Genomic DNA, 20,306 nt, shown 5'->3' on the forward strand with positions numbered 1-20,306 from the left:
TTGGATGGCAAATATCTGGGAACAGGCTGCATCGCCATCGTGAATGCACTAGTCTGGAGTTTGGCGTGAATCCCGAAAAATCACAACTCGTTTCGCTGGGTGAGACGAACGTTTCACCGCGTAAATTCCTCTTTGGAATGGGCCGCGCCGAACTGGCCGCACTGATGAAGGAGATGGGCGAGCCCGCATTCCGAGGCGCGCAGCTGGCCGAAGCCCTGTACCGCCAGCGAGTTGCGGACATCAGCGACATTACGACCCTCCCCAAATCGCTGCGCGAACGCCTCGCAGCCGGGAACTGGACCGTCGGCCGGCCGCGGATCGCTCAGGTCTTCCGCAGCGTCGATGGCACCGAGCGGTACCTCGTCGAGGGGCAATCCGGAACCGACACTGTTGAGACGGTCTGGATGCCGGAAGGTGACGAGGGCGAGTCCGGGGACGGAAGCGATGCGGGGGACGAGGAACTTTCTCCCGCCGGGCGGACTTCGCACAGAACGCGCGCTACCATCTGCATTTCAAGCCAGGTGGGCTGCGCCGTCAACTGTCAGTTCTGCCTGACCGCCCGCCTTGGCCTCCAGCGGAACCTGTCGGCCGCCGAAATTGCCGGCCAGGTGATCGCCGTTCTCGACCGCCATGCCGTGGAGATCGGGCGTGACCGGCTCAATCTGGTCTTCATGGGAATGGGCGAGCCGTTCCTGAATTACGAGAGCTTTATGGCGGCGGTCCGGATGCTTGTGGAAGAAGCTGACCTCAGCCCTCAGCGGATGACGGTTTCGACTTCAGGGATCGTGCCGGGCATCCAGAAGTTTGCGCTCGAACCGCCGGAACTTCGCCCCAAGCTGGCCATCAGTCTCAATGCGCCGAATGACGATGTCCGCAGCCAAATCATGCCGATCAACCGCAAGTGGCCAATCGAGACCGTGGTCGATGCAGTCCGCGGCATACGGCTCCGTCCTCGCGAGCGGGTCACCTTCGAGTACGTTCTGCTGGGCGGCGTCACTGATCGACCCGAGCACGCGCGCGAGGTTGCCCGGCTCGTCCGTCGCACGGGACTGCCTGCGAAGGTGAACCTGATCGCGTGGAATCCTGGCCCAGGAGTGCCCTACAGCACGCCCGATCCGAACGCGGCAGACAACTTCAAGCGCAGCCTGGCGGGTGAGGGAATTGCCGCCTATCTTCGCCGTCCGCGCGGGCGGGATATTTATGCGGCGTGCGGGCAGTTGAAGCGCACCGTGGAGCAATAGCAGCAGGTGACGCTCGCGGCTTAGGCGGCTCGGTCAACGATCTTCATCACGACGCCTTCGCGCTTTTGCAGATAGGAGACGAGCTCAAAGAGGTTTCGTGCCTGCGGATTTCCCGATGCGCTCAGCATTCGCATCAGAACCTTCGGCGAACGGCCAAGATCGGCTCCAAGTTGCACGAATCCGACTGTCGCATTGACGTATTTGCGCAATACAGACTTTCCTGTTTCCAGATCTCCGTCGATCATGCACTGAATTGCTTCTTTGAGAAGCGCGCGACGAAAGGCGCCACTCTTCTGAAGCTTCTCCTTTACAGTTTCGTTGAAATCTTTAGTCAGGACCATCTCGCCTCCCCTTCCGCTCCTTGTATTCCTGCCAGAGTCGTTTTGCCACTGCGATTTCCGCGTCTTGCCGCCTCTTGGTGCCGCCCACGAGGAGAATTACGAGCGAGTCGCCGTCGCGGCCGAAGTAGACGCGGTAGCCTGGCCCAAAATCGAGGCGCAATTCCAACACACCTCCTCCCACGCTTTTTGCTGGAGGTGCGCTGCTTCTTTCCAGCGATCGAGAGCAATCGTTATCCGGGCGCGCGCGGTCTCTGCCAGATCGTTAAACCATTTTTCGAAACGATTGCGGCCCTGCCGGTCGACGTACTGCCGGAGTTGGAGCATCTGGTTGATGGTAGCACAAAAGATACCATCATAAGACCTGGAATACCATGCTGATCAACCGATCAATTAAACTCAACTCACCTGAATCTTGCCCACGGGACCATCCATGCCACAGCGCCTGCAGGAGTTCGCGACATTTTTCGGTCTTGCGCTCAGCGCCCTTCTGCCGTTGGTGAATCCACTCGGCAGCGCGCTGATGTTCGTGGGCCTGGTGGGAGACGCGCCTCCTGTCGTGTATCGCACGCTGGCGCGTCGAATCGCGATCAACACCACTCTGTTCTTCCTCGCCATCCAGGTGGTTGGCACGGCTGTGCTCAAGTTTTTCGGTATCTCATTGCCGGTGGTGCAGGTGGCGGGCGGCCTGGCGATCGCGTCGATGGGCTGGGGACTGCTGACCGGAAACGAGGCGCCGGGAAAGCAGAACGTCAAAGAGTTTGACGACCACGCCTTCGAATCCCTGAAGAAGAAGAGCTTCTACCCCTTCACGTTTCCGCTCACAGCGGGACCTGGAAGCCTGGTGGTGACGATCACGCTGAGCGCGCATACTCCCGCCAAGGGCTTCTTCATCGACTTCGCCGCTCACGCCGGCATCATGGCCGCGGCGGTCCTGTTGAGCGTGGCCGTTTACTTCTGCTACGGATACGCGCCCAGACTCACTGCGCGCATTTCAAAGCAGACTGCCGAGGGCATCACGCGGGTGATTGCATTTGTGCTGCTATGCATCGGCGTGCAGATTATGTGGAACGGTGTCGAGCTCCTGCTCAAAGCCGTACTGCGCTCATGACGGCAGTCTTAGGCCCTGCTCCTCGCAGCATGACCCAAATACGCATCTCTTCCGTTCGGTTTCGCGCGGAGATCGAACCCAAGCACGTCGGCGCACTCTCTCAGTAACTGAAGCGGGCCGCCTTTCAATGCCATGCACCGGCCTATGTGGCGCTCATGGTCTTTTGTGCCTGGTCCCAGCAGCGACAACAGCGTGGGCTTAGGCTTCTGGTGTTCCACCATGCCGGCCACTTGCTGGCACTCGGCATCAGTCAGGGTGTCGCACAAGACGATCAGATCGAACTCGCGCTTGGAGAGAATGGAACCGGCTTCAGATATCCGGCCTGCTGCCTCTACTTCAAAATAAGTTCCTAAGATAAGCCGGTGAGTCTGCAGCAGCATCTGATCCCGGCCTACAACGAGAATCTGCGAATGATGGTTCATAGCCCTCTCTCAAACATGTGTCGATAGAGCAGAGCATGCAAATCATGCCGAAGGCACAGTCTCAAAGCGAGGCCCAGGCATGAGAAGGAACATCCGCTGCGACCGACCTTTTTTTGAACTGCTAAGCGGGTCGCTTCATCATGCTTACGTCTTGGTCGTGCGCCTTTGTGTATGCGCATCAACATTGTCAGAGTAGAGATTTTCGTGGGTGCTTTGAACTAGGATCATCCCTAGTAAAACCATCGGGGGTATGACTTTTTGTTCATTTGATAAATATCGTGACGCGATATTTGATGATATCGAAATGTTTAGCTGCTTCCATAGAGCAAGGCGCGCTTCAGGAGTGGGGAAACATTTGTCTATCGCCTGGATGAGACATGCGCCCGGCCAAGCGCCAGCAGGGCGCCGGTGACGCGGCTCGCGGCATGCCGAACCACTTCGCCTTCGCTGGCAAAGTTGCCCGCGACGCAACGCACGCCCATCGCTTCAACGCGTTCAATGTCAGCGCTGATGGGCGATGCGTTTTCGGCCGCGTAGCGCGCAAGCGTGTCGTCAGAAAACTCCGCGGTATTCACGAGCGCGTAATCGAAGATGGGCGCGCCCGCGTGCTCGTAGATCTTTTCAATATGCTCGGACGCCGTGAGCCCCAGGCTCTCATTGGCCTCGGTCATCAGGTTGCAGACAAAGACGCGCAGCCCGCGCGCCTTAGCCAGAGCTTCGGGAATCCCCTGCACAAGCAGGTTGGTGATGATCGACGTGTAGAGCGATCCTGGCCCGATGGTGATCAAGTCCGCCTGCTCAATCGCGGCCAGGGTTTCCGGCAGGGCCGCTGCGTCGGGCGGTTCAATCATCAGCTCCTCAATGCGCTGCTGGCTCGCGTTGATGTTGGTCTCGCCGCTCACCAGGGAGCCGTCGTCCATGCGAGCCACCAGCGTTGCATTTGCAGTGGTCACCGGATAAATGCTGCCTCGCGTTGCGAGAATCTTTGACGAGAGCTGCACCGCGTGCGCGAAGTCGCCGGTGATCTCCGTGAGTGCCGCGACGAACAGATTGCCGAAGCTGTGCCCCTCCAGTGCGTCGCCACCTCGAAAGCGATGCGCGAAGAGCTTGGCCAGCAGATCGCCTTCCTCGCTGAGCGCGACCATGCAGTTGCGCAGGTCTCCCGGAGGCAGCATGTTGAAGTCGCGACGCAAGCGGCCGGAGGAGCCGCCATCATCGGTTACGCACACCACCGCTGCAAGATCCGAGATCGTTCCCATGGCCGGCGAGTGCGTCCCCGGAGTGGTCACGTGACGGCACAACCCGCGCAGCAAGGTAGACAAACCCGTGCCGCCGCCCATCGCAACCACGCGCAGCGGAGTCACCTCGGTGCCCAATGCCTCTTCGACAGAAGTAGCTATCAAGTCGTTCTCCGAGGTTTGGACGTTCGCGGGCCCGTTTAGGCCTCAGGGAAGCTCAGGGTAGAGCAGCTCCGTGAATCGCGGATCGTCCGCCATATTCTGGAAGTCGCCGTCTGAGCGCGCCTGTAGCCGGTTCTTCTGGTTCAGCTCGATGGCGCGGCCCAGGTTTGCCAGGCACTCCTGCGGGCGTCCGGTCATGCTGTCCAGCACCGCCAGCCCATAGAAGGCGTAGTCCGCATTCGGAGAGTCTTTCGCCACCGCGCTGAGCTGTTCCCGAGCCTCTTCATAAAGGCCCTGGTTCAACTGCGAGATGGCGTAGTCGTACCGCTCTTCCGGCGTGCGGAACTGCAGGCTCGACTTCTCCAACTGCCGCTGGCAGGTGGCAATGTACATGCGGCAGCGCTCGGCTAACTCCGGCGGCGCGGCGGGCAGAAACTTTTCCAGAGCCGCAATCGCCTTGTCGTACTTGCCCTGCTGCACCAGCTGCACAGCCGATTGGTAGTGCTGATAGGCCGCCGTGTTGGACTGGCCCTGAGACTTCGTTGCCGCTTGCGGTTTCTTGCGGCTCGCAGCCGCGGTCTTGGCCTCTTGCATCATTAGTTTACCGGGAGCCATTTTCCTCCAAGGCTGTTCGCTGCATGTGTTTGCAGGTGTGCCAGGGTGTTTATGCGCTCAGGCCATACTTATACGCAGAACCCCTCGCTGCGTCAATGGCACAGACGTCTGAGTGCGGCTGTTCACTTCTCCTGCCGCCGGTAAATCGCCGGATTCAGAGCCGGGTCGTTGTACATCTTCAACTGCCTGTAGACCTTGAAGTAGCGCGTCCCAGCCATTACCTCCGCCCACAAATCGTCCAGGCACTGCCGCAGGTCGGCATGCTGCATCTCCAGCACGTCCAGCCGGTGCCGGTTCCGCTCGCTGTGGCCCGCCGGAGCGTCGGTGCGGCGCATTTCCTCGCGCGTATGGTAGATCTTCAGCTCCAGGATCGAGAGCCTGTCGATGATCATCCCCGGCGTTTCCGAGTGCTGCTTCTCCAGCGAGTTCGGCAGATTGTAGGGCTCCAGGTAGGCAAGAAGCGCTTCATCCAGCTTCTCGACAAGGTCATTGCGCACCTGATTCGTCTTGTCGATGCCGCGCTTGGTGTCGGCAATCTGTGCGTCACTGGCGCCGGCCTCGCGAGCCTTATCCTCCAGATGCCACAGGTCGCAATTGGCATAGTGATGCTGCGAGATGAGCTTCTCCCAGTCGCTGAGCGCGTAGGGAGTCGTGTCCGGTTCCTCGTGCCAGTGCTTGGTGCAGCGGTCGTGGAGGTACTTGATTGAGTTCGCCGAGAGCATCTTTTGTGTTGTCCGTATTCAGTTGTTGGCGGCTAGGTGCTTGATCATCTGACCACTGTTCACTGATCACTGTTCACTGCCTATGGTAGAACTATCCCTATTCAGTGGTCCAAGTTCACTCCGGCGAGGAGCTCCATGGGCGACACGACGCAGCGAATTCTCTGCATCTCCACCTACGAAAAAGGGCAGGACTTCCTCCGCCAGTGCGCCGAGATGGGCGTGCGCCCCACGCTCCTTACGGTGGAAAAGCTCCGCAGCGCCGACTGGCCGCGCGACGTGCTCGAAGACATCGCGTTCATGCCCGACAACCTTACGACTGAGCAGGTGCTGAACACGGTCAGTTGGATGGCCCGCGGTCGCCGCTTCGACCGCGTAGTGGCTCTCGACGAGTTCGACCAGGAGACCGCTGCCGCCGTCCGCGAGCACTGGTGCATCCGAGGCATGGGCCTCACCACAACAGCGTTCTATCGTGACAAGCTGGCCATGCGTACCGGAGCACGCGAGGCCGGCTTCAACGTCCCCGATTTCACCCGGGTGCTCAACTACGACGAGCTGCGCGACTACATGGCGCAGGTGCCCGCGCCGTGGCTGCTCAAGCCGCGGACGTCGGCCTCGGCTCTGGGCATTCGCAAAATTCACCAGCCGGAAGACCTGTGGCGCGCCCTCGAGGAACTGGGCGACCGCCAGACGCACTTCCTCCTCGAGCGTTTCGTGCCCGGCGACATCTACCACGTCGACTCCATCATCAGCGGCGGCAAGGTCGTCTTCTCCGTTGTGCACAAATACGGCAAGCCGCCCATGCAGGTCATGCATGAAGGCGGCGTCTTCACCACCCGCACCGTCGACCGCGACAGCAATGACTGGAAGGAACTCACCAAGTTCAACGCCTCTCTGGCGCCTGCACTCGGCATGACCCGCGGCGTTACGCATGCGGAATACATCCGCGCCCACGCCGATGACCGCCTCTACTTCCTTGAGATTGCCGCACGCGTCGGCGGAGCCTTCATAGTCGACCTCGTCGAGGCCGCAACAGGAATTAACCTCTGGCGTGAGTGGGCGCGCATCGAAGTCATGGATCTCCTCGGCGTTCCGTACGAGCTCCCCCAAGCGCGCGCCGACTATGCCGGCAGCGTTCTCTGCCTCGCGCAGACCGCCGAGCCAGACACTTCCGCGTTCACGGCACCGGAGATCGTCTTCCGCATGAAGAAGCACCACCATGCCGGTCTCATCGTCCGCTCCCCGCAATCAGAGCGGGTGAGGGAACTCCTCGACGACTACGCGCAGCAATTCGCCAGCCGCTATCTAGCCAGCATGCCGCCGCCTGAAAAGCCAACAGCCTGACCCTTCAATGCGCTGTCATCCCGACCGGAGCGCAGCGTCGAGGACAGATCTGCCCTCAGACTTGCCTTTTCTCTGAAGTGTCATCCCGAGAGTCCGCGCGCTTTCTTCAGCGGACCGAGGGACCCGCAGTTGCCCTTCGGGTGTTGAACCGAGAAGCATGATCGAAAAGGAGCCTCCGGCACTTTCCAGGCCCCTCGGAATTCCGTCATCTCGTTGAGCTCGGGCCAGAACATGGCGGCCTCTCCGCTGGTTGCTGCCGACTTCAACCACGATGGCCATCTCGACCTCGTCATCGTTGGATCGAACAGCACCAACACCACAGTCTACGTTCTGCCTGGCAACGGCACCGGATCGTTCGGCGCGGTCCAGCCAGTCTTCACCACCTCCACCGCGGGCAGCGTTTGGGGTTCCGCGGTTCACAACATGGTCATAGGCGACTTCGACGGAGATGCCAATGCCGACATCGCCCTCACCGCCGGCTCATCCACGCCAACGGTGAATTTCAATGCGACGGCGCACTCCTGGGGTCAGCTCCGCAAGATGGAGCTCTGGGTCGACGGCAAGAAGCTGGCGGAGCAATTCCACGCGTGGGAGGGCAACGCCTACTTCAACTACGCTTCGACGCTCGCATCCGGCACGCACAAGGGAACGATCTACGCCGCGGACGTCGACAACAGTCTCAAGCGCTTCGACTTCAACTTCACAGTAGGCGCTCCGAGTTGCTCTGCGCCCTCTTCCTACGGGGTCCATATCTGCGCGCCCGCCAACGGCTCCACAACTTCATACAATCCCGTGCTGGTCTCGGCAACATCCAAGATCTCCGGCACGCTGGCTCGCATGGAGGTCTGGGTTGATGGAGCAAAGAAGTACACGGAGACGAACTCAACCTCGCTGGCCGCCTCCCTCAACCTGAACGCTGGCAGCCACCAGTTCACCGTCTATGCCGTGAACACCAGCGGCACAGCATGGAAGTCCACCGTGACCGCAACCGTTCCATAAACATGACGCAATTCCGAACAGGGGCGATCGGTAGCCGCGAAATATTCGCGGACCCGAGCGTCCCCATCCGGCAATCCCTCTGATGGGTCAGTCTTTGGAGTTAGGCGCGCGGTATAATTCGCCATCATCCAAAACTGGGCATTTGGGGGCGGTAAATGGATATCGTGTTCGTTGTCCTTCTTGCGGTCGTTGCGATCGTTCTGTTGACCTTCGTTCTTGGCAGCTTTTTCACGGTGAGCACCGCCGAAGTGGCCGTCGTCACGCGCTTCGGCAAATTCCTTCGCGTCGCCGAGCCCGGCCTCAACTGGAAGGTGCCGTACATCGACACCGTCGCCGGCATCGTGAGCCTGCGCGTCAACCAGATCAACCTGACCATGGAAACGAAGACCAAGGACAACGTCTTCGTCACCATTCCGCTCTCTGTGCAGAATCGCGTCCGTCCTGAAAAGGTCGTCGATGCCTTCTACAAGCTCTCCAGTCCCGCGCAGCAAATTCAGTCGTATGTCGAGCAGGTCATCCTCGGCCACGTGCCCGGCATGACGCTCGACGAGGTCTTTGCATCGCAGTCGAGCATTGCGCTCGCCGTGAAGAAGGAACTGGACGCCGACATGGCGGAGTTCGGCTACGAGATCGTGAACGTGCTTGTCACCGACATCGTGCCCGACGCCAAGGTCAAATCGGCGATGAACGACATCAACGCCGCGCAGCGTGAGCAGGTCGCAGCCAACGCGCGCGGCGAAGCCGAAAAGATTCTCGTAGTGAAGAAGGCCGAAGCCGAGGCAGAGAGCAAGGCGCTCCAGGGGCAGGGCATTGCCAACCAGCGGAAGGCGATCATTGAAGGCCTGCAGACTTCGGTCGAGCAATTCCAAAAGGCCGTAGAAGGCGCGACCGCGAAGGAAGTCATGCAGCTTGTTCTCGTCACGCAATACTTCGATACGCTGAAGTCCATCGGCGAGAGCGACAAGACCAACACGCTGTTCCTCTCCCACTCGCCCGGCGCGGTGAAGGAGGTTTCGGACCAGATCCTCGAATCGATGCTGGTTGCGGAGCGCTCGAAGTACTAAGCTTTTTCATGCAGCGTGAGACCGGCCCCTTCCGGTCTCCACTGCCATGTCCCCTGGGAGGTCCTTCGTGTCCACTGTTTCGCAGCCGCACGCACCATCTTCATCCGCGCCCTCAAAAGCCGCTCTCTGGACCGGCCGCGTTCTCAGCGCACTGACAATTCTCTTCATGCTCTTCGACGCGTTCGGCAAATTCGCCAAGCCGGTGCAGGTCACCGACGCGTTCACAAAACTGGGCCTGCCAATCTCCACCAGCGTCACCATCGGCGTGCTGATCACGATCTGCACCGTGCTCTATGCCATCCCCCGAACCGCCGTGTTAGGCGCCGTGCTGCTCACGGGCTTTTTGGGCGGCGCGGTAGCCATCCAGCTCCGCGCCGGCAGTCCAACGTTCGAAACGTGGTTCCCGGTGATTTTTGCCGCCATCGCTTGGCTCGGCACTTATCTGCGTTATCCGGCACTCAAGGTCGTCCTGCCACTCTGTTAAGCGCGAGCCTCAACACCCACAACTCGTGATGTAAGCTGGCACCCGTATGAGAATTGAACGCAGAGACTTCCTGAAAGTCTCCGCCGCGGCTGCGGCCGGACTCGTGTACTCGAAGCGCATGCACGCTGCGGCCAGCACCGCAGCCATACGCCTCGGCGGCCCCATCTTCATCAACTCCACAGACCCCGCGGAGCTCGCCCGCGAGCATCGCCGCCTGGGTTACGCCGCGGCGTACTGTCCCGACATCGCCACCCTCAGCGACACGCAGCTTCTACAAAAGATCGAGCAAGCCTACGCATCCCAGAACGTCGTCATCGCCGAGGTAGGCGCCTGGAAGAACATGCTCGACCCGGACGCCGAGAAGCGCCGCGCCAACCTCGACTACGTGACCCAGCGGTGCGCCCTCGCCGACGCCCTGGGAGCGCTCAACTGCGTCGACATCGCCGGCTCCTACAACCCTGACGTCTGGTACGGACCCAATCCGAAAAACCTTTCGCGCGAGTTCTTCGACGCCACGATCGAGAACGTCCGCCACATCCTCGACCACGTCAAGCCCACACGCACAAAGTTCACCGTTGAGATGATGGGCTGGAACCTGCCCGACGGCCCCGACGGTTACGTCGAACTCATCCGCGCCGTCGACCGCAAGGCTTTCGGTGTTCACCTTGACGTCTGCAACGGCATCAACTCACCGCAGCGCTACTATCACAACGCCGACTTCATCCGCGAGTGCTTCAGCAAACTTGGGCCTTGGATCGTCTCCTGCCACGCCAAAGACCTTCGCTGGGATGTCGAGATGAACGTGCATTTCGAAGAGGTCGTACCCGGCCGCGGCCAGGTGGACTACACGACCTACCTCACCGAGCTCTCCAAACTCGGCAGGGAAGTCCCACTCATGCTCGAGCACCTCAAGACAGCCGAGGAGTATGACGAGGGCCGGCACTATATTCAGACGGTGGGCTCGGCCGCCGGCCTGAAATTTGCCTGAATACCGCCCGGCCTCGCCGGCAACTGAAAACTGAGAACTGAAAACTGATATGGAACACCGCCTCGATCACACCATCGCCCTGCTCGAACGCACTCCCGGTGCGCTCGATGAGCTCCTGCGCGGCCTGCCCGCTGAATGGACTGACGCTAATGAAGGCGGCGACTCCTGGGGTCCGCGCGAAATCGTTGCACACCTGGCTCACGCCGACCGCACTGACTGGATGGTGCGCATCCGCCACCTGCTCGACGTCGGCGAGACGCAGCCCTTTCCGCCGTTCGACCGCCTCGGCCAGCGCGAGGCCATGCAAGGCAAGTCGCTGCCCGAGGTCCTGGAGGATTTCACCGCGGCGCGTGCAGCCAGTCTGGACGATCTGCGAGCACTGAACCTCAGCCTGGCCGACCTTCAACGCCGCGGCACCCACCCCACGTTCGGCTCGGTCACACTGAGCCAGCTGCTCGCCACCTGGGCCGCGCACGACCTGACGCACCTGCACCAGATCTCGCGCGTGATGGCGCACCAGTATCGCGAAGCCGTCGGCCCATGGACCCAGTTTCTCGGCGTGATGCAATGCGGAGGACACGGTGGCTAAGGCAGATCCGGCGGTTCCGGTCTGTCTGCGGAGTCGAGCTTCTGCTGCAGGAACTGCCCGATGGGACTATCCGGCTTCATCGCCTGAGCCGTCCGCAGTTCCGCGGCGGCCAGATCCATCTTTCCGTTCTGAATCGCCCGGGCGGCGGCGTCGAGATGCACCAGATAGAGGTTGTGCTGCCGAAACTCGAATGCGCCGGCCGCGAGCATGGCGGCCGCGGCGCCGAAGGTCACCAGCTGGACCAGTCGCTTCCGTCGAGATCCCAGCGAAAGAACGCACCCAAGAATCGCCCCCGCTGTGAGGCCGCCGATGTGGCACGCGTTATCAACACGCAGATCTGCGAAGCCCGGCCAGAAGGACGTCCAGATATAAATTCCGAGCGCAACCAGCCGGATGCGCCGTTTCCTCGACAACGTGCGCACCCGAAGCAGGTAGAAAACGAACAGCCCGGCGCACACGCCGAACACGGCGCCCGACGCACCGCATGCAACCTGCTCCGGGGCCGCAATCAGCGAAACGACGCTGCCCGTTATGCCGCATGTCAGGTAAAACGCAAGAAACACACAATGTCCAAGATTCCGTTCCAGCCGGCCGCCCAGGAATCCCAGCGGAATCATGTTCCACACGAAATGCCCCAGCGAGTTGTGGACAAAGAAGGCAGTCACCAGCCGCCACCACTCGCCACCGGCGATGCCCGGGCCGAATTTCGCCCCCAGCGGAAACTGCTCGCGGCTGAAGCCCAGCCCCACCGCGCTCGCAACCGCCGTCACCACAACCAGCGTCCAGGTCACCCAGGGTCCCGGCGCTTCGGCCGCCACCGGGGCCGGCTCACACTTCTCGCAGAGAGGGCCGGCTTCCTCCGCCATGAGGCGGCCGCATTGCGGGCAGACAGGAATCTCCACAGCGGGCTCCGAACCGATGAAACAGGGTTGATTCCCAAGATTATGCACCCGATACAGTGCGGACGCATACCAGGCCCGGCCCTGGTCCGGAAAGGGCGTTCAATGTGCTACTTTTGAACTAGCGGCTTGAACGAGCTCGTAGCTCAGGTGGTAGAGCAACGCACTTTTAATGCGTGGGTCCTGGGTTCGAATCCCAGCGAGCTCACCAGCACTCCTTCCGGCCGCATCCTTTCCCAACCCATCAGTCCAAGGCGAGCCGCCACGCCCTATCCAAACAGAAGTTTTTGTTAACCAGGAAGATACCCCTTTCTGGCCTTCCGCCTTGCGCATTGCCGCCTTCATCTTCCACGCATGCCGCGTTCCATTACCTGCGTGTTACCTTTTCGCGGACGCAAAGGTGCCGTTTGCGGAATCCCTCGTGTTTACAGCGGTTTCCGAGAAAGGTACATCCTGAAAACATGACCCAAAAGTGGTAGGAACGAAGCGTTCTGAGTGGTATTGTTCAGGAGACAAGTAAAACCATACGATCAGTGTGCGAGACCATCTCCGGCGAGCCTGCGTGCCAACGTTTCCCCTGGGCTATAGGGACGGGCGCGTCAAGCATCTTCAGCCGCCAGGGAACGAGGGTGCAAATGACTGACCACAGAGCGTTCACCGACTCGAATGAGACCCCGGAAGACGTAGCCACACTGTATTCGTGGGCCAACCTCCACGGCGCAAAGTATCGGGATTTCTCCGCCTCGCGTGCCCAGACTCGCGAAAAGGCCAGACAGCGCGTGCAGGAAGCCATCGAAACCGAGCGTCAGCGTCAGCGCGACGAAGCCGATATGATGCAGCGCGCCGAGATCGATCGTGCCGCGGAAGCCGACCGGCAGGTCGAGTATGAAGCCCGTCAGCGCGCTGAGCAGCAGGCCGCCGCCGAGCGCGCCGCCCAGATGCACGCCGCGCAGCAGCGCCCCTATGTGCCCCAGCCGCCCCAGTACGCAGTTCCGCAGTATCAGCCCGTTTCCGTGCCTTATCCTGAGGCTGCTCCCGCCTATGCACCCCCGGCGCCACCTGCTTATCCGATCGCTGCTCCCTATTACCCGCCGCAGCCGGCTCCCCAGCCCCCTGCATATCCTCCATACGCGCAGCCGCAGCAGCAATATGTGCCGCCTGCTCCTCCGCGCGAAGAGCGGATTGCTCCCGGCCGGCCCTGGACTCCGCCGGCAGAGCCTCAGGAAAACGTAACCCGCCCGGCGTGGCTTGCGGCGAATCGCAGTGACTATTCCCCGGCCCAGACTCCGAACCCCATGGAAGACACCCTTCAGGGATCGCGCGACCGCATCACTTCGCGCTGGTTCGCTCTGAAGGGAGTCTTCTCGGGCGGTGCACCCGCCCAGGCCGAGCCTGCTCCTGCTCCGGCGGCTACGCGTGCGCCGGTGCTCGCAGTGTTCTCGCTTGCCGGCGGTGTCGGCAAAACCAGCCTCGTTGCGACTCTCGGGCGCGCTCTCTCCGCTCGCGGCGAACGCATCATGCTCGTCGATACCGCGTCCTACGGCCTGCTGCCATTCTTCTTCGGCGCCCGCGATCAGCGCCCCGGCGTGCTTCGCACCTTTACTGCGCCCGGCAACGGCGCAGACGCACCCGTTCAGCTCCTCACCATCGATTGCGAAAACCTCGGCCCGGAGTCAGCGCCGCAGGAGCAGCTTTCTACCGAGATCGCGCGCAATGGCCACGCCGCCAGCCGCATCCTGGTCGATCTCGCCACCGCCTCCGGCGCCATCACCCGCCGCGTTCTGCGTATGCGCCCCACTGTGCTCGTGCCGGTAATCCCTGATATGAGCTCGGTGGTCAGCGTTGCCTCCATCGATACCTTCTTTCAACGCGTGAGCAGTGGACAAGTGCTCCCGTACTACGTGCTGAATCAGTACGATCCTTCTCTCCCCCTTCATCTGGATGTACGGGAGGTTCTGCGTGAACAGCTCGGCGATCGCCTGCTGCCGTTCTCGCTGCGCCGCACGCCCGCCGTCAGTGAGGCCCTGGCGGAAGGGATGACGGTCGTGGATTACTCTCCCAACTCGGCGGTCGCTGAAGACTTCGGCGCGCTGGCAGGGTGGGTCAAGAGCCTCGCTGCACCTGCTTCGGCTGGTTTCCGCGGGGTGCGGTGGAGTGAGAGATGACCCCAACCGGTTTATGGCAGGACATAGGAGCGGGTGAAAACCTGCTCATGCGCCTGCTGCGGTTTGTGTTCCTGGGAGCCGCAGCCGTCGCGTTCTATTTCCTGGCTGTCCTGCCTCTGACCTGGCCGCAGCAGGCTGTTTGCGGACTGCTGACCCTGCTGATGGCCATGGCCCTTTCGCGCAGCTCAGACTCCTACCTGATCACTCTCACCCTGATGATCATGTCGATGTTCTGCACCTTCCGTTACGGATATTGGCGCATATCATCGACCGTGCAGTTTTTTGAGGACCCCGCCAACCACCCCGGCATGCTCGACGGGTTCTTCATCCTCAGCCTGGTGTTGGCTGAGGTATACGCATTTATCATTCTCTTCCTCGGATACTTCCAGACGATCTGGCCCCTGCGTCGCGCGCCCGTGGCCCTCCCAGACGATGAAGACGAGTGGCCGCACATCGACGTCCTCATTCCGACCTATAACGAGCCGCTCGATGTTGTGCGTTACACCGCTCTCGGCGCGCTCAACATGGATTGGCCGGCCGACAAAATGCACGTCTATATTCTCGACGACGGTCGCCGTAAGGAGTTCGAGCAGTTCGCGTTTGAGGCAGGCATCGGATACAAGACCCGCACCGATAACAAGCACGCCAAGGCCGGCAACATCAACACGGCGCTTAAGGCACTGAGCTCTCCTTACGTCGCCATCTTCGACTGCGATCACGTGCCAACGCGCAGCTTCCTGCAGATGACCATGGGCTGGTTCATGCGCGATTCCAAGCTGGCCATGCTGCAGACGCCGCACCATTTCTATTCGCCCGATCCGTTCGAGCGCAACCTGCAGCAGTTCCGTATCATTCCCAACGAAGGCGAGCTGTTCTACGGAATCGTGCAGGACGGCAACGACTTCTGGAACGCCACATTCTTCTGCGGCTCCTGCGCGGTGCTTCGCCGCGAGGCGCTCGATGAAATCGGCGGCATCGCTGTCGAGACCGTCACGGAAGACGCGCACACCTCTCTGCGCATGCAGATGAACGGGTGGGGCACTGCCTACATCAACATTCCTCAGGCTGCCGGGCTCGCAACCGAGCGCCTTTCCGCGCACGTCGGCCAGCGAATTCGCTGGGCTCGCGGCATGATCCAGATTCTGCGCACCGACAATCCTCTCTTCGCACCGGGGCTGAAATTTCCGCAGCGTCTTTGCTACTTCAACGCAATGATGCACTTCATGTATGCGATTCCGCGCCTGATCTTCCTCACCGCGCCGCTGATCTACCTGATCCTGTCGCACACCAATGTGCCGGGCTACTGGGCCGCGATTCTCGCGTACGCATTGCCGCACTTGATTCTCTCCAACGTCACCAACTCGCGCATTCAGGGTGAGCACCGCCATTCGTTCTGGAACGAGATCTACGAGACCGTGCTCTCGCCTTACATCCTGCTGCCCACCGTGATGGCGCTGATCAACCCCAAGCTGGGTAAGTTCAACGTCACGGCCAAGGGTGGCGTGGTCAGGCAGACGTTCTTCGACACCAAGATCGCACAGCCGTTCCTGATCCTGCTACTCTTCAACGTCGCAGGGCTGTTGGTTGCCATTCCGCGCTACTTCATCTGGGACCGCGATCGTCCGGGCACGGTGTTGATGAACGTCTTGTGGTCGGTCTTCAACATCATCATTCTCGGTGTCACCACAGCCGTAGCGCGCGAAATGCGCCAGCTTCGCACCACCGTCCGCATCTCGATCGTCACGCCGGTCATGGCGCGCATGCCCGATGGCTCCCTGATTGAGGGCGAGACCGTCGACATGTCTTCGGGCGGCACCGCCATTCGGTTCAACCAGACAGTGGAACTGGCGCCTCAGACAGAGGTGATGCTCGCCTTCCCAATGCCGAACGGAACGCAACAGCTCCATGCCAAGGTCGTTGGAGGCGACGGAGCGACGCTGCGGGTGAAGTTCGAGAACCTGACCATCGCGGAACAGGAAGTGCTCACAATGGTTTTGTACTCCCGTGCCGATTCCTGGCTGGGTTGGGGCGAATCCCGCGAAAGCGACAACGTATTGAAGAGCCTGTCCCGCATCTTCCAAATCTCCATGCACGGTCTTTCGCAAACCGCCAAAAGCCTGGTCACCCCCAGGGCCAAGTCGAAGAAGAAGAAAGCCGCCAGCGTCGCTGCGGCAACTTCCGCTGTGCTGGTCATCGCCGCCATGATCGGACTGGACGCGCCGCGCCTGCATGCGCAGCCGGCGGTCAGCGCCAGCGGAGAACAAGCCCGCCCCGGCACAACCGCCGCTTCCGCTGTACCGGCGCCCCCCGGCCAGTTTCGCGACACCTTCAGCCTGGGCGATACCGGTTCTTCGCAGATCGACATGCACGGTGTGGACAGCTCCACCACCATCTACTTCACGCTGCCACAGACCCACGTTGCAAAGACCGCGAAGATTCACGTCAGCTACGCATTCTCTCCCGCGCTGTTGCCCGAGATCAGCCACCTTAAGCTGATATTGAACGGCACCCTGTTTGCCACCATCGAGCCCACGCCCGATGGATCCGGCCGCAGCAAAGGCGAAGTATCTGAAGCTGAGTTCAATATCCCGCCCGAGCTCATGGTGCACAACAACGCGCTGACCATGCAGTTCATCGGTCACTACACGCTGATGTGCGAGGACCCGGCGAACTCCACCCTATGGGCGCGCGTTCACCGCACCACTTATCTCGACATGCAGGGCGACCTCCTGCCGCTGGCCGACGATCTGAAGCAGCTCCCGCTGCCGTTCCTCGACGCCGCTGTTGTGCAGCCCTTGAGCCTGCCGGTTGTGTTCGCCTCGGCTCCGGACTCCAAAGCCATTCAGGCCGCCGGCATCGTCACCAGCTACTTCGGCATGATCTCCGAAGGGCGTCCGGTTCGTTTTCCGGTCCATATCGGAGAACTCCCCGCCGGCAACGCCGTCATCATTTCCGACAGCCCATCGAATCTGCCTGCCGGCATCAATCTCGGCGCAGGCGCCAGTGGCCCCATCGTGGCCATGCGGCCCAATCCCAACGATCCCTACGGGAAAGTTCTTGTCGTCGCCGGCGGTGATCCCGACCAGGTCATCCAGGCTGCCCAGGCTGTTGCGCTGCAGAGCGGACTTCTACAAGGCCCGCAAGCCTCCATCGACCGCCTCGACCTTCCCGCAAGACGGCCCGCGGACTCCGCACCACGCTGGGCGCAGACCGATCAGAAGATCGCCCTCTGGGACTACAAGGCGCGCGACTCCATGCAGGGAGACGGCTCCGCCCCGCTCAATGTCTATTTCCGTATCCCGCCCGACATTTACTTCGCAGATCGTCCCAACTCGATCCTGCACATGTCCTATCGCTATAACTCGATCCCCATCGGGCCGATCTCGAGCATGCAGATACGCATCAACAACGCCTTCCTTGGCTCGATCCCATTGACCCCGGGCCAGGAAGCATCAAAGCGCAGCGAGATCGATCTGCCGGTGCCGGTCGTCAATCTTCGCCCGTTCTCGAACTCGCTCTCGTTCGATTTCACATTCCAGCTCTTGAGAAAAGGGAACTGCCAGGACACCACGCCCATCAATATGCAGGGCGCGGTTTTGGGTGACAGCTATCTCGATTTGCGCGGCTATCCGCATTACGCGCCGCTGCCGAACCTCGAAATCTTCGCCAACTCGGGCTTCCCGTTCACGCGCTATCCCGATCTGGCCACCACCACCGTCGTGCTGCCTCCCACTCCAACCTCAGAAGAGATCGAAACCTTCATTACGTTGATGGGCCACTTCGGGCGTCAGAGCGGCTACCCCACTCTGCGGGTAACTGTCGCCGGCCCGGATGCGATGCAAGCCGGCGCTGCCTCCGATTTCCTGGTCATCGGTATCGGAGAAGATCAGCCGGCCTTCGACAAGATCAACAAGTTCTTACCGGTCGCGCTATCGAGCGGCCGTGTCCAGACGCACGACACCCAGGGCTTCTTCGCGCCCATCCATCGCGCCTGGTGGAAGGTGCAGACCAATGAACGCGCCGAGTCCGGCGAGCTCATTGCCTCCGGCTCACCTGACGGCATCATCGAAGGCATCGAATCGCCCTTCATGAGCGGCAGCAGCATCGTTGCCATCCGCATGAAAGACGCAGCCACCTTCGCGCCCTTCATGCAGACCTTCCTGTACGTGCAGCAGGCGAGCGATATTCAGGGCTCCATATCGATGCTTCTAGGCACGCGCTTCCAGTCTTTCCGCGTGGGTTCGGCTATTTACCACGTCGGCACACTGCCCTGGTGGACGCGCCTCACCATGCAGTTCAGAGAAGTTCCGTGGCTGGTCGCCATCATCGTCATGTTGCTCGCATTCCTGCTGGCAATCTGGATGCGCAACTGGCTTCGCATGAAGGCAAGGGCCCGGCTCAAGATGCTCGACTGATCGCGCCTCCGCTTTCAATAGAGCTTCATGGCGTGGCGATTTTACTTAAAGAGAACGCCACGCCTTACATAGCTTGAAATGGATTAAGTTAACTGTAAAAATGCCATTTCAAAGCCTTGGCTTCGTCAGGATGAGCGGCAGGCCTTGAAGCCTGTACGCCAGGTAACTGGTCAGGGATCATGGACCTCCTCTCCGTGATTTCGAACACTGTTTTGTGGAAATCATCTGGAGCTTTCTTTGTTGGATCTGTCATCGCGCCGCTGGCTGAAAAAGGGTTCGCTTGCTGTCGTGCTGCTGCTGGCCGCGGCGACCGCCGGATGCCGCCAGGGACCGTGGGATTTGTGGGAAGCCTACTCGGCGCATTTCATCAATGCGGATGGGCGCGTGGTCGAGCACAGCGTCAACGACCGCACCACCTCCGAAGGGCAGTCGTACGCCCTCTTCTTCGCGCTGGTCGATAACGACCGCCCCCGTTTCGAAAAGGTCCTCTCGTGGACGCAGAACAATCTCGCCGGCGGCGATCTGGGCAAGAAGCTTCCCGGCTGGCAATGGGGCAAAGCGCCGGACGGCCAGTGGAAGCTCCTCGATCCCAACCCCGCCTCCGACGCCGACTGCTGGATTGCTTACACCCTGATCGAAGCCGGAAGGCTCTGGCAGCACCCCGACTACAAAGAAACCGGCCGTCGAATGCTCAGCCTGATCGCCAAGCAGGAAGTCGCCGATCTCCCCGGCTTCGGCTCGATGCTGATGCCCGGCAACACTGAGAACTGGGTTCACAACAATGTCTGGACGCTGAATCCCAGCTACCTGCCCCTCTTCCAGTTCCAGCGCTTCGCTGAAGTCGACCCCTCCGGCCCCTGGGGCAGCATCGCCATGAACATCCCGCGCCTCCTGCGTCAGGGTTCGCCCAAGGGCTTTGCGATGGACTGGATCAACTACATCCCCAACGACGGCTTCTCGCCCGCACCCCCTCCCGGACCCAACCCGCCGCCCCCTGCCCCCCTGCCGCAAACCGGCACCAAGCCGAACGGCAACTACACCTCCAACCAGGTGATCCCGCAGCCTCCTCCAGTCACCGGGCAGCCGATGGGCAGCTACGACGCCATCCGCGTCTACCTCTGGGCCGGAATGGTCGACCCCAACGGCCGCACCCGCGAAGACCTGGTGAACTCGCTTTCCGGTATGGGCGTCTATCTCTCCGATCCTGAACGCACCGCTCCACCGGAAAAGGTAAGCGCGCACGGACTCCCCGAGCCCCAGGACGGTCCGGTGGGATTTTCGGCGGCGCTTCTTCCTTATTTATGGGCCAAGCCCGACCTCGCCCGAGTCGCCGCGCAGCAGAGAGTTAGGATGAGTGCACAGCGACAACCAGACTCGGGCCTCTACGGGAAGCAGCCCGTGTATTATGACCAAAACCTTGTTCTGTTTGCGATTGGGTATCTGGATAGCAGGTTCCGGTTTGGACCGCGCGGGGAACTAAAGGTAGAGTGGACACGGTGATGAAGTTGTTGGG

At 61.0% G+C, this 20,306-nt stretch carries 18 protein-coding genes and 1 tRNA gene; 12 read left to right on the forward strand and 7 right to left on the reverse strand.

The genetic code is table 11. The features are described 5' to 3' along the window. Positions 1-65 precede the first annotated feature (65 nt). Positions 66-1,241: a 23S rRNA (adenine(2503)-C(2))-methyltransferase RlmN gene (rlmN, locus tag MOP44_RS20910; protein WP_260792343.1), complete on the forward strand. Its 1,176-nt coding sequence runs from the start codon at positions 66-68 to the stop codon at positions 1,239-1,241. Positions 1,242-1,261: 20 nt separating this feature from the next. Here rlmN and MOP44_RS20915 read toward each other — a convergent pair whose 3' ends face one another. Next, a complete protein-coding gene (locus MOP44_RS20915; RefSeq protein WP_260792344.1) occupies positions 1,262-1,582 on the reverse strand; it encodes a helix-turn-helix domain-containing transcriptional regulator in 321 nt (106 codons plus the stop codon). Then, positions 1,569-1,748: a type II toxin-antitoxin system RelE/ParE family toxin gene (locus MOP44_RS20920; protein WP_260792345.1), complete on the reverse strand. Its 180-nt coding sequence runs from the start codon at positions 1,746-1,748 to the stop codon at positions 1,569-1,571. Before MOP44_RS20920 ends, MOP44_RS20915 begins: the two co-directional genes overlap by 14 nt. A gap of 264 nt (positions 1,749-2,012) precedes the next feature. On the opposite strand from MOP44_RS20920, the gene MOP44_RS20925 reads away from it, so the two are divergent. Then, positions 2,013-2,690: a MarC family protein gene (locus tag MOP44_RS20925; RefSeq protein ID WP_260792346.1), complete on the forward strand. Its 678-nt coding sequence runs from the start codon at positions 2,013-2,015 to the stop codon at positions 2,688-2,690. Positions 2,691-2,698: 8 nt separating this feature from the next. Here MOP44_RS20925 and MOP44_RS20930 read toward each other — a convergent pair whose 3' ends face one another. From MOP44_RS20930 to MOP44_RS20945, 4 genes are all read right to left on the reverse strand, one after another. Then, positions 2,699-3,112 carry a hypothetical protein gene (locus MOP44_RS20930; protein WP_260792347.1) on the reverse strand — a complete coding sequence of 138 codons (414 nt, stop codon included), beginning with the start codon at positions 3,110-3,112 and terminating at the stop codon, positions 2,699-2,701. A 359-nt stretch (positions 3,113-3,471) separates the two neighbouring features. Continuing rightward, positions 3,472-4,452: a gluconeogenesis factor YvcK family protein gene (locus tag MOP44_RS20935; RefSeq protein WP_260796685.1), complete on the reverse strand. Its 981-nt coding sequence runs from the start codon at positions 4,450-4,452 to the stop codon at positions 3,472-3,474. A gap of 105 nt (positions 4,453-4,557) precedes the next feature. Further along, positions 4,558-5,127, reverse strand: a complete 570-nt coding sequence (locus tag MOP44_RS20940) for a tetratricopeptide repeat protein (protein WP_260792348.1) — start codon at positions 5,125-5,127, stop codon at positions 4,558-4,560. A gap of 122 nt (positions 5,128-5,249) precedes the next feature. Beyond that, a complete protein-coding gene (locus tag MOP44_RS20945; protein ID WP_260792349.1) occupies positions 5,250-5,849 on the reverse strand; it encodes a DUF4254 domain-containing protein in 600 nt (199 codons plus the stop codon). A 135-nt stretch (positions 5,850-5,984) separates the two neighbouring features. On the opposite strand from MOP44_RS20945, the gene MOP44_RS20950 reads away from it, so the two are divergent. The 6 genes from MOP44_RS20950 (at position 5,985) to MOP44_RS20975 (ending at position 11,314) form a co-directional block, all read left to right on the forward strand. After that, positions 5,985-7,190: an ATP-grasp domain-containing protein gene (locus tag MOP44_RS20950; RefSeq protein ID WP_260792350.1), complete on the forward strand. Its 1,206-nt coding sequence runs from the start codon at positions 5,985-5,987 to the stop codon at positions 7,188-7,190. Between the two features lie 231 nt (positions 7,191-7,421). Next, positions 7,422-8,189 carry an Ig-like domain-containing protein gene (locus MOP44_RS20955; protein ID WP_260792351.1) on the forward strand — a complete coding sequence of 256 codons (768 nt, stop codon included), beginning with the start codon at positions 7,422-7,424 and terminating at the stop codon, positions 8,187-8,189. A gap of 155 nt (positions 8,190-8,344) precedes the next feature. Further along, complete coding sequence (locus MOP44_RS20960) at positions 8,345-9,253, forward strand: SPFH domain-containing protein (protein WP_260792352.1); 909 nt, start codon at positions 8,345-8,347, stop codon at positions 9,251-9,253. A 67-nt stretch (positions 9,254-9,320) separates the two neighbouring features. Next, on the forward strand, positions 9,321-9,737 hold the full coding sequence (locus tag MOP44_RS20965) for a DoxX family protein (protein WP_260792353.1): 417 nt from the start codon (positions 9,321-9,323) through the stop codon (positions 9,735-9,737). A gap of 46 nt (positions 9,738-9,783) precedes the next feature. Continuing rightward, entirely contained in the window at positions 9,784-10,725 is a 942-nt protein-coding gene (locus tag MOP44_RS20970) for a sugar phosphate isomerase/epimerase family protein (RefSeq protein ID WP_260792354.1), read from the forward strand. 49 nt (positions 10,726-10,774) lie between these two features. Further along, positions 10,775-11,314 (forward strand): DinB family protein, encoded by a 540-nt coding sequence (locus MOP44_RS20975; RefSeq protein ID WP_260792355.1) that lies wholly within the window; start codon positions 10,775-10,777, stop codon positions 11,312-11,314. Here MOP44_RS20975 and MOP44_RS20980 read toward each other — a convergent pair. After that, positions 11,311-12,216, reverse strand: a complete 906-nt coding sequence (locus MOP44_RS20980) for a rhomboid family intramembrane serine protease (RefSeq protein WP_260792356.1) — start codon at positions 12,214-12,216, stop codon at positions 11,311-11,313. The two genes, MOP44_RS20975 and MOP44_RS20980, sit on opposite strands and share 4 nt — an antisense overlap. Positions 12,217-12,348: 132 nt before the next feature. On the opposite strand from MOP44_RS20980, the gene MOP44_RS20985 reads away from it, so the two are divergent. From MOP44_RS20985 to bcsZ, 4 genes are all read left to right on the forward strand, one after another. After that, positions 12,349-12,424 (forward strand) — tRNA-Lys (locus MOP44_RS20985). 424 nt (positions 12,425-12,848) lie between these two features. After that, the gene (locus MOP44_RS20990; protein WP_260792357.1) at positions 12,849-14,378 is read left to right on the forward strand and encodes a cellulose synthase operon protein YhjQ/BcsQ; all 1,530 of its coding nucleotides are present in this window, start codon (positions 12,849-12,851) and stop codon (positions 14,376-14,378) included. Continuing rightward, positions 14,375-18,793, forward strand: coding sequence for a UDP-forming cellulose synthase catalytic subunit (gene bcsA, locus MOP44_RS20995; protein WP_260792358.1), 4,419 nt, complete (start codon positions 14,375-14,377; stop codon positions 18,791-18,793). The genes MOP44_RS20990 and bcsA overlap by 4 nt, the downstream gene beginning before the upstream one ends. 237 nt (positions 18,794-19,030) lie before the next feature. Then, complete coding sequence (gene bcsZ, locus MOP44_RS21000) at positions 19,031-20,293, forward strand: cellulose synthase complex periplasmic endoglucanase BcsZ (protein ID WP_260792359.1); 1,263 nt, start codon at positions 19,031-19,033, stop codon at positions 20,291-20,293. The last annotated feature ends 13 nt before the right edge of the window (positions 20,294-20,306 follow it).

The sequence above is a fragment of the Occallatibacter riparius genome, from assembly GCF_025264625.1.
Taxonomy (GTDB): Bacteria; Acidobacteriota; Terriglobia; order Terriglobales; family Acidobacteriaceae; genus Telmatobacter; species Telmatobacter riparius.

Coding starts and splice junctions, on each gene's coding strand:
- MOP44_RS20915 (WP_260792344.1), bottom strand. CDS start 1,582: ATGGTCCTGACTAAAGATTTCAACGAAACTGTAAAGGAGAAGCTTCAG.
- MOP44_RS20925 (WP_260792346.1), top strand. CDS start 2,013: ATGCCACAGCGCCTGCAGGAGTTCGCGACATTTTTCGGTCTTGCGCTC.
- MOP44_RS20930 (WP_260792347.1), bottom strand. CDS start 3,112: ATGAACCATCATTCGCAGATTCTCGTTGTAGGCCGGGATCAGATGCTG.
- MOP44_RS20935 (WP_260796685.1), bottom strand. CDS start 4,452: ATGGGCGGCGGCACGGGTTTGTCTACCTTGCTGCGCGGGTTGTGCCGT.
- MOP44_RS20940 (WP_260792348.1), bottom strand. CDS start 5,127: ATGGCTCCCGGTAAACTAATGATGCAAGAGGCCAAGACCGCGGCTGCG.
- MOP44_RS20945 (WP_260792349.1), bottom strand. CDS start 5,849: ATGCTCTCGGCGAACTCAATCAAGTACCTCCACGACCGCTGCACCAAG.
- MOP44_RS20950 (WP_260792350.1), top strand. CDS start 5,985: ATGGGCGACACGACGCAGCGAATTCTCTGCATCTCCACCTACGAAAAA.
- MOP44_RS20955 (WP_260792351.1), top strand. CDS start 7,422: ATGGCGGCCTCTCCGCTGGTTGCTGCCGACTTCAACCACGATGGCCAT.
- MOP44_RS20960 (WP_260792352.1), top strand. CDS start 8,345: ATGGATATCGTGTTCGTTGTCCTTCTTGCGGTCGTTGCGATCGTTCTG.
- MOP44_RS20970 (WP_260792354.1), top strand. CDS start 9,784: ATGAGAATTGAACGCAGAGACTTCCTGAAAGTCTCCGCCGCGGCTGCG.
- MOP44_RS20975 (WP_260792355.1), top strand. CDS start 10,775: ATGGAACACCGCCTCGATCACACCATCGCCCTGCTCGAACGCACTCCC.
- MOP44_RS20990 (WP_260792357.1), top strand. CDS start 12,849: ATGACTGACCACAGAGCGTTCACCGACTCGAATGAGACCCCGGAAGAC.
- bcsA (WP_260792358.1), top strand. CDS start 14,375: ATGACCCCAACCGGTTTATGGCAGGACATAGGAGCGGGTGAAAACCTG.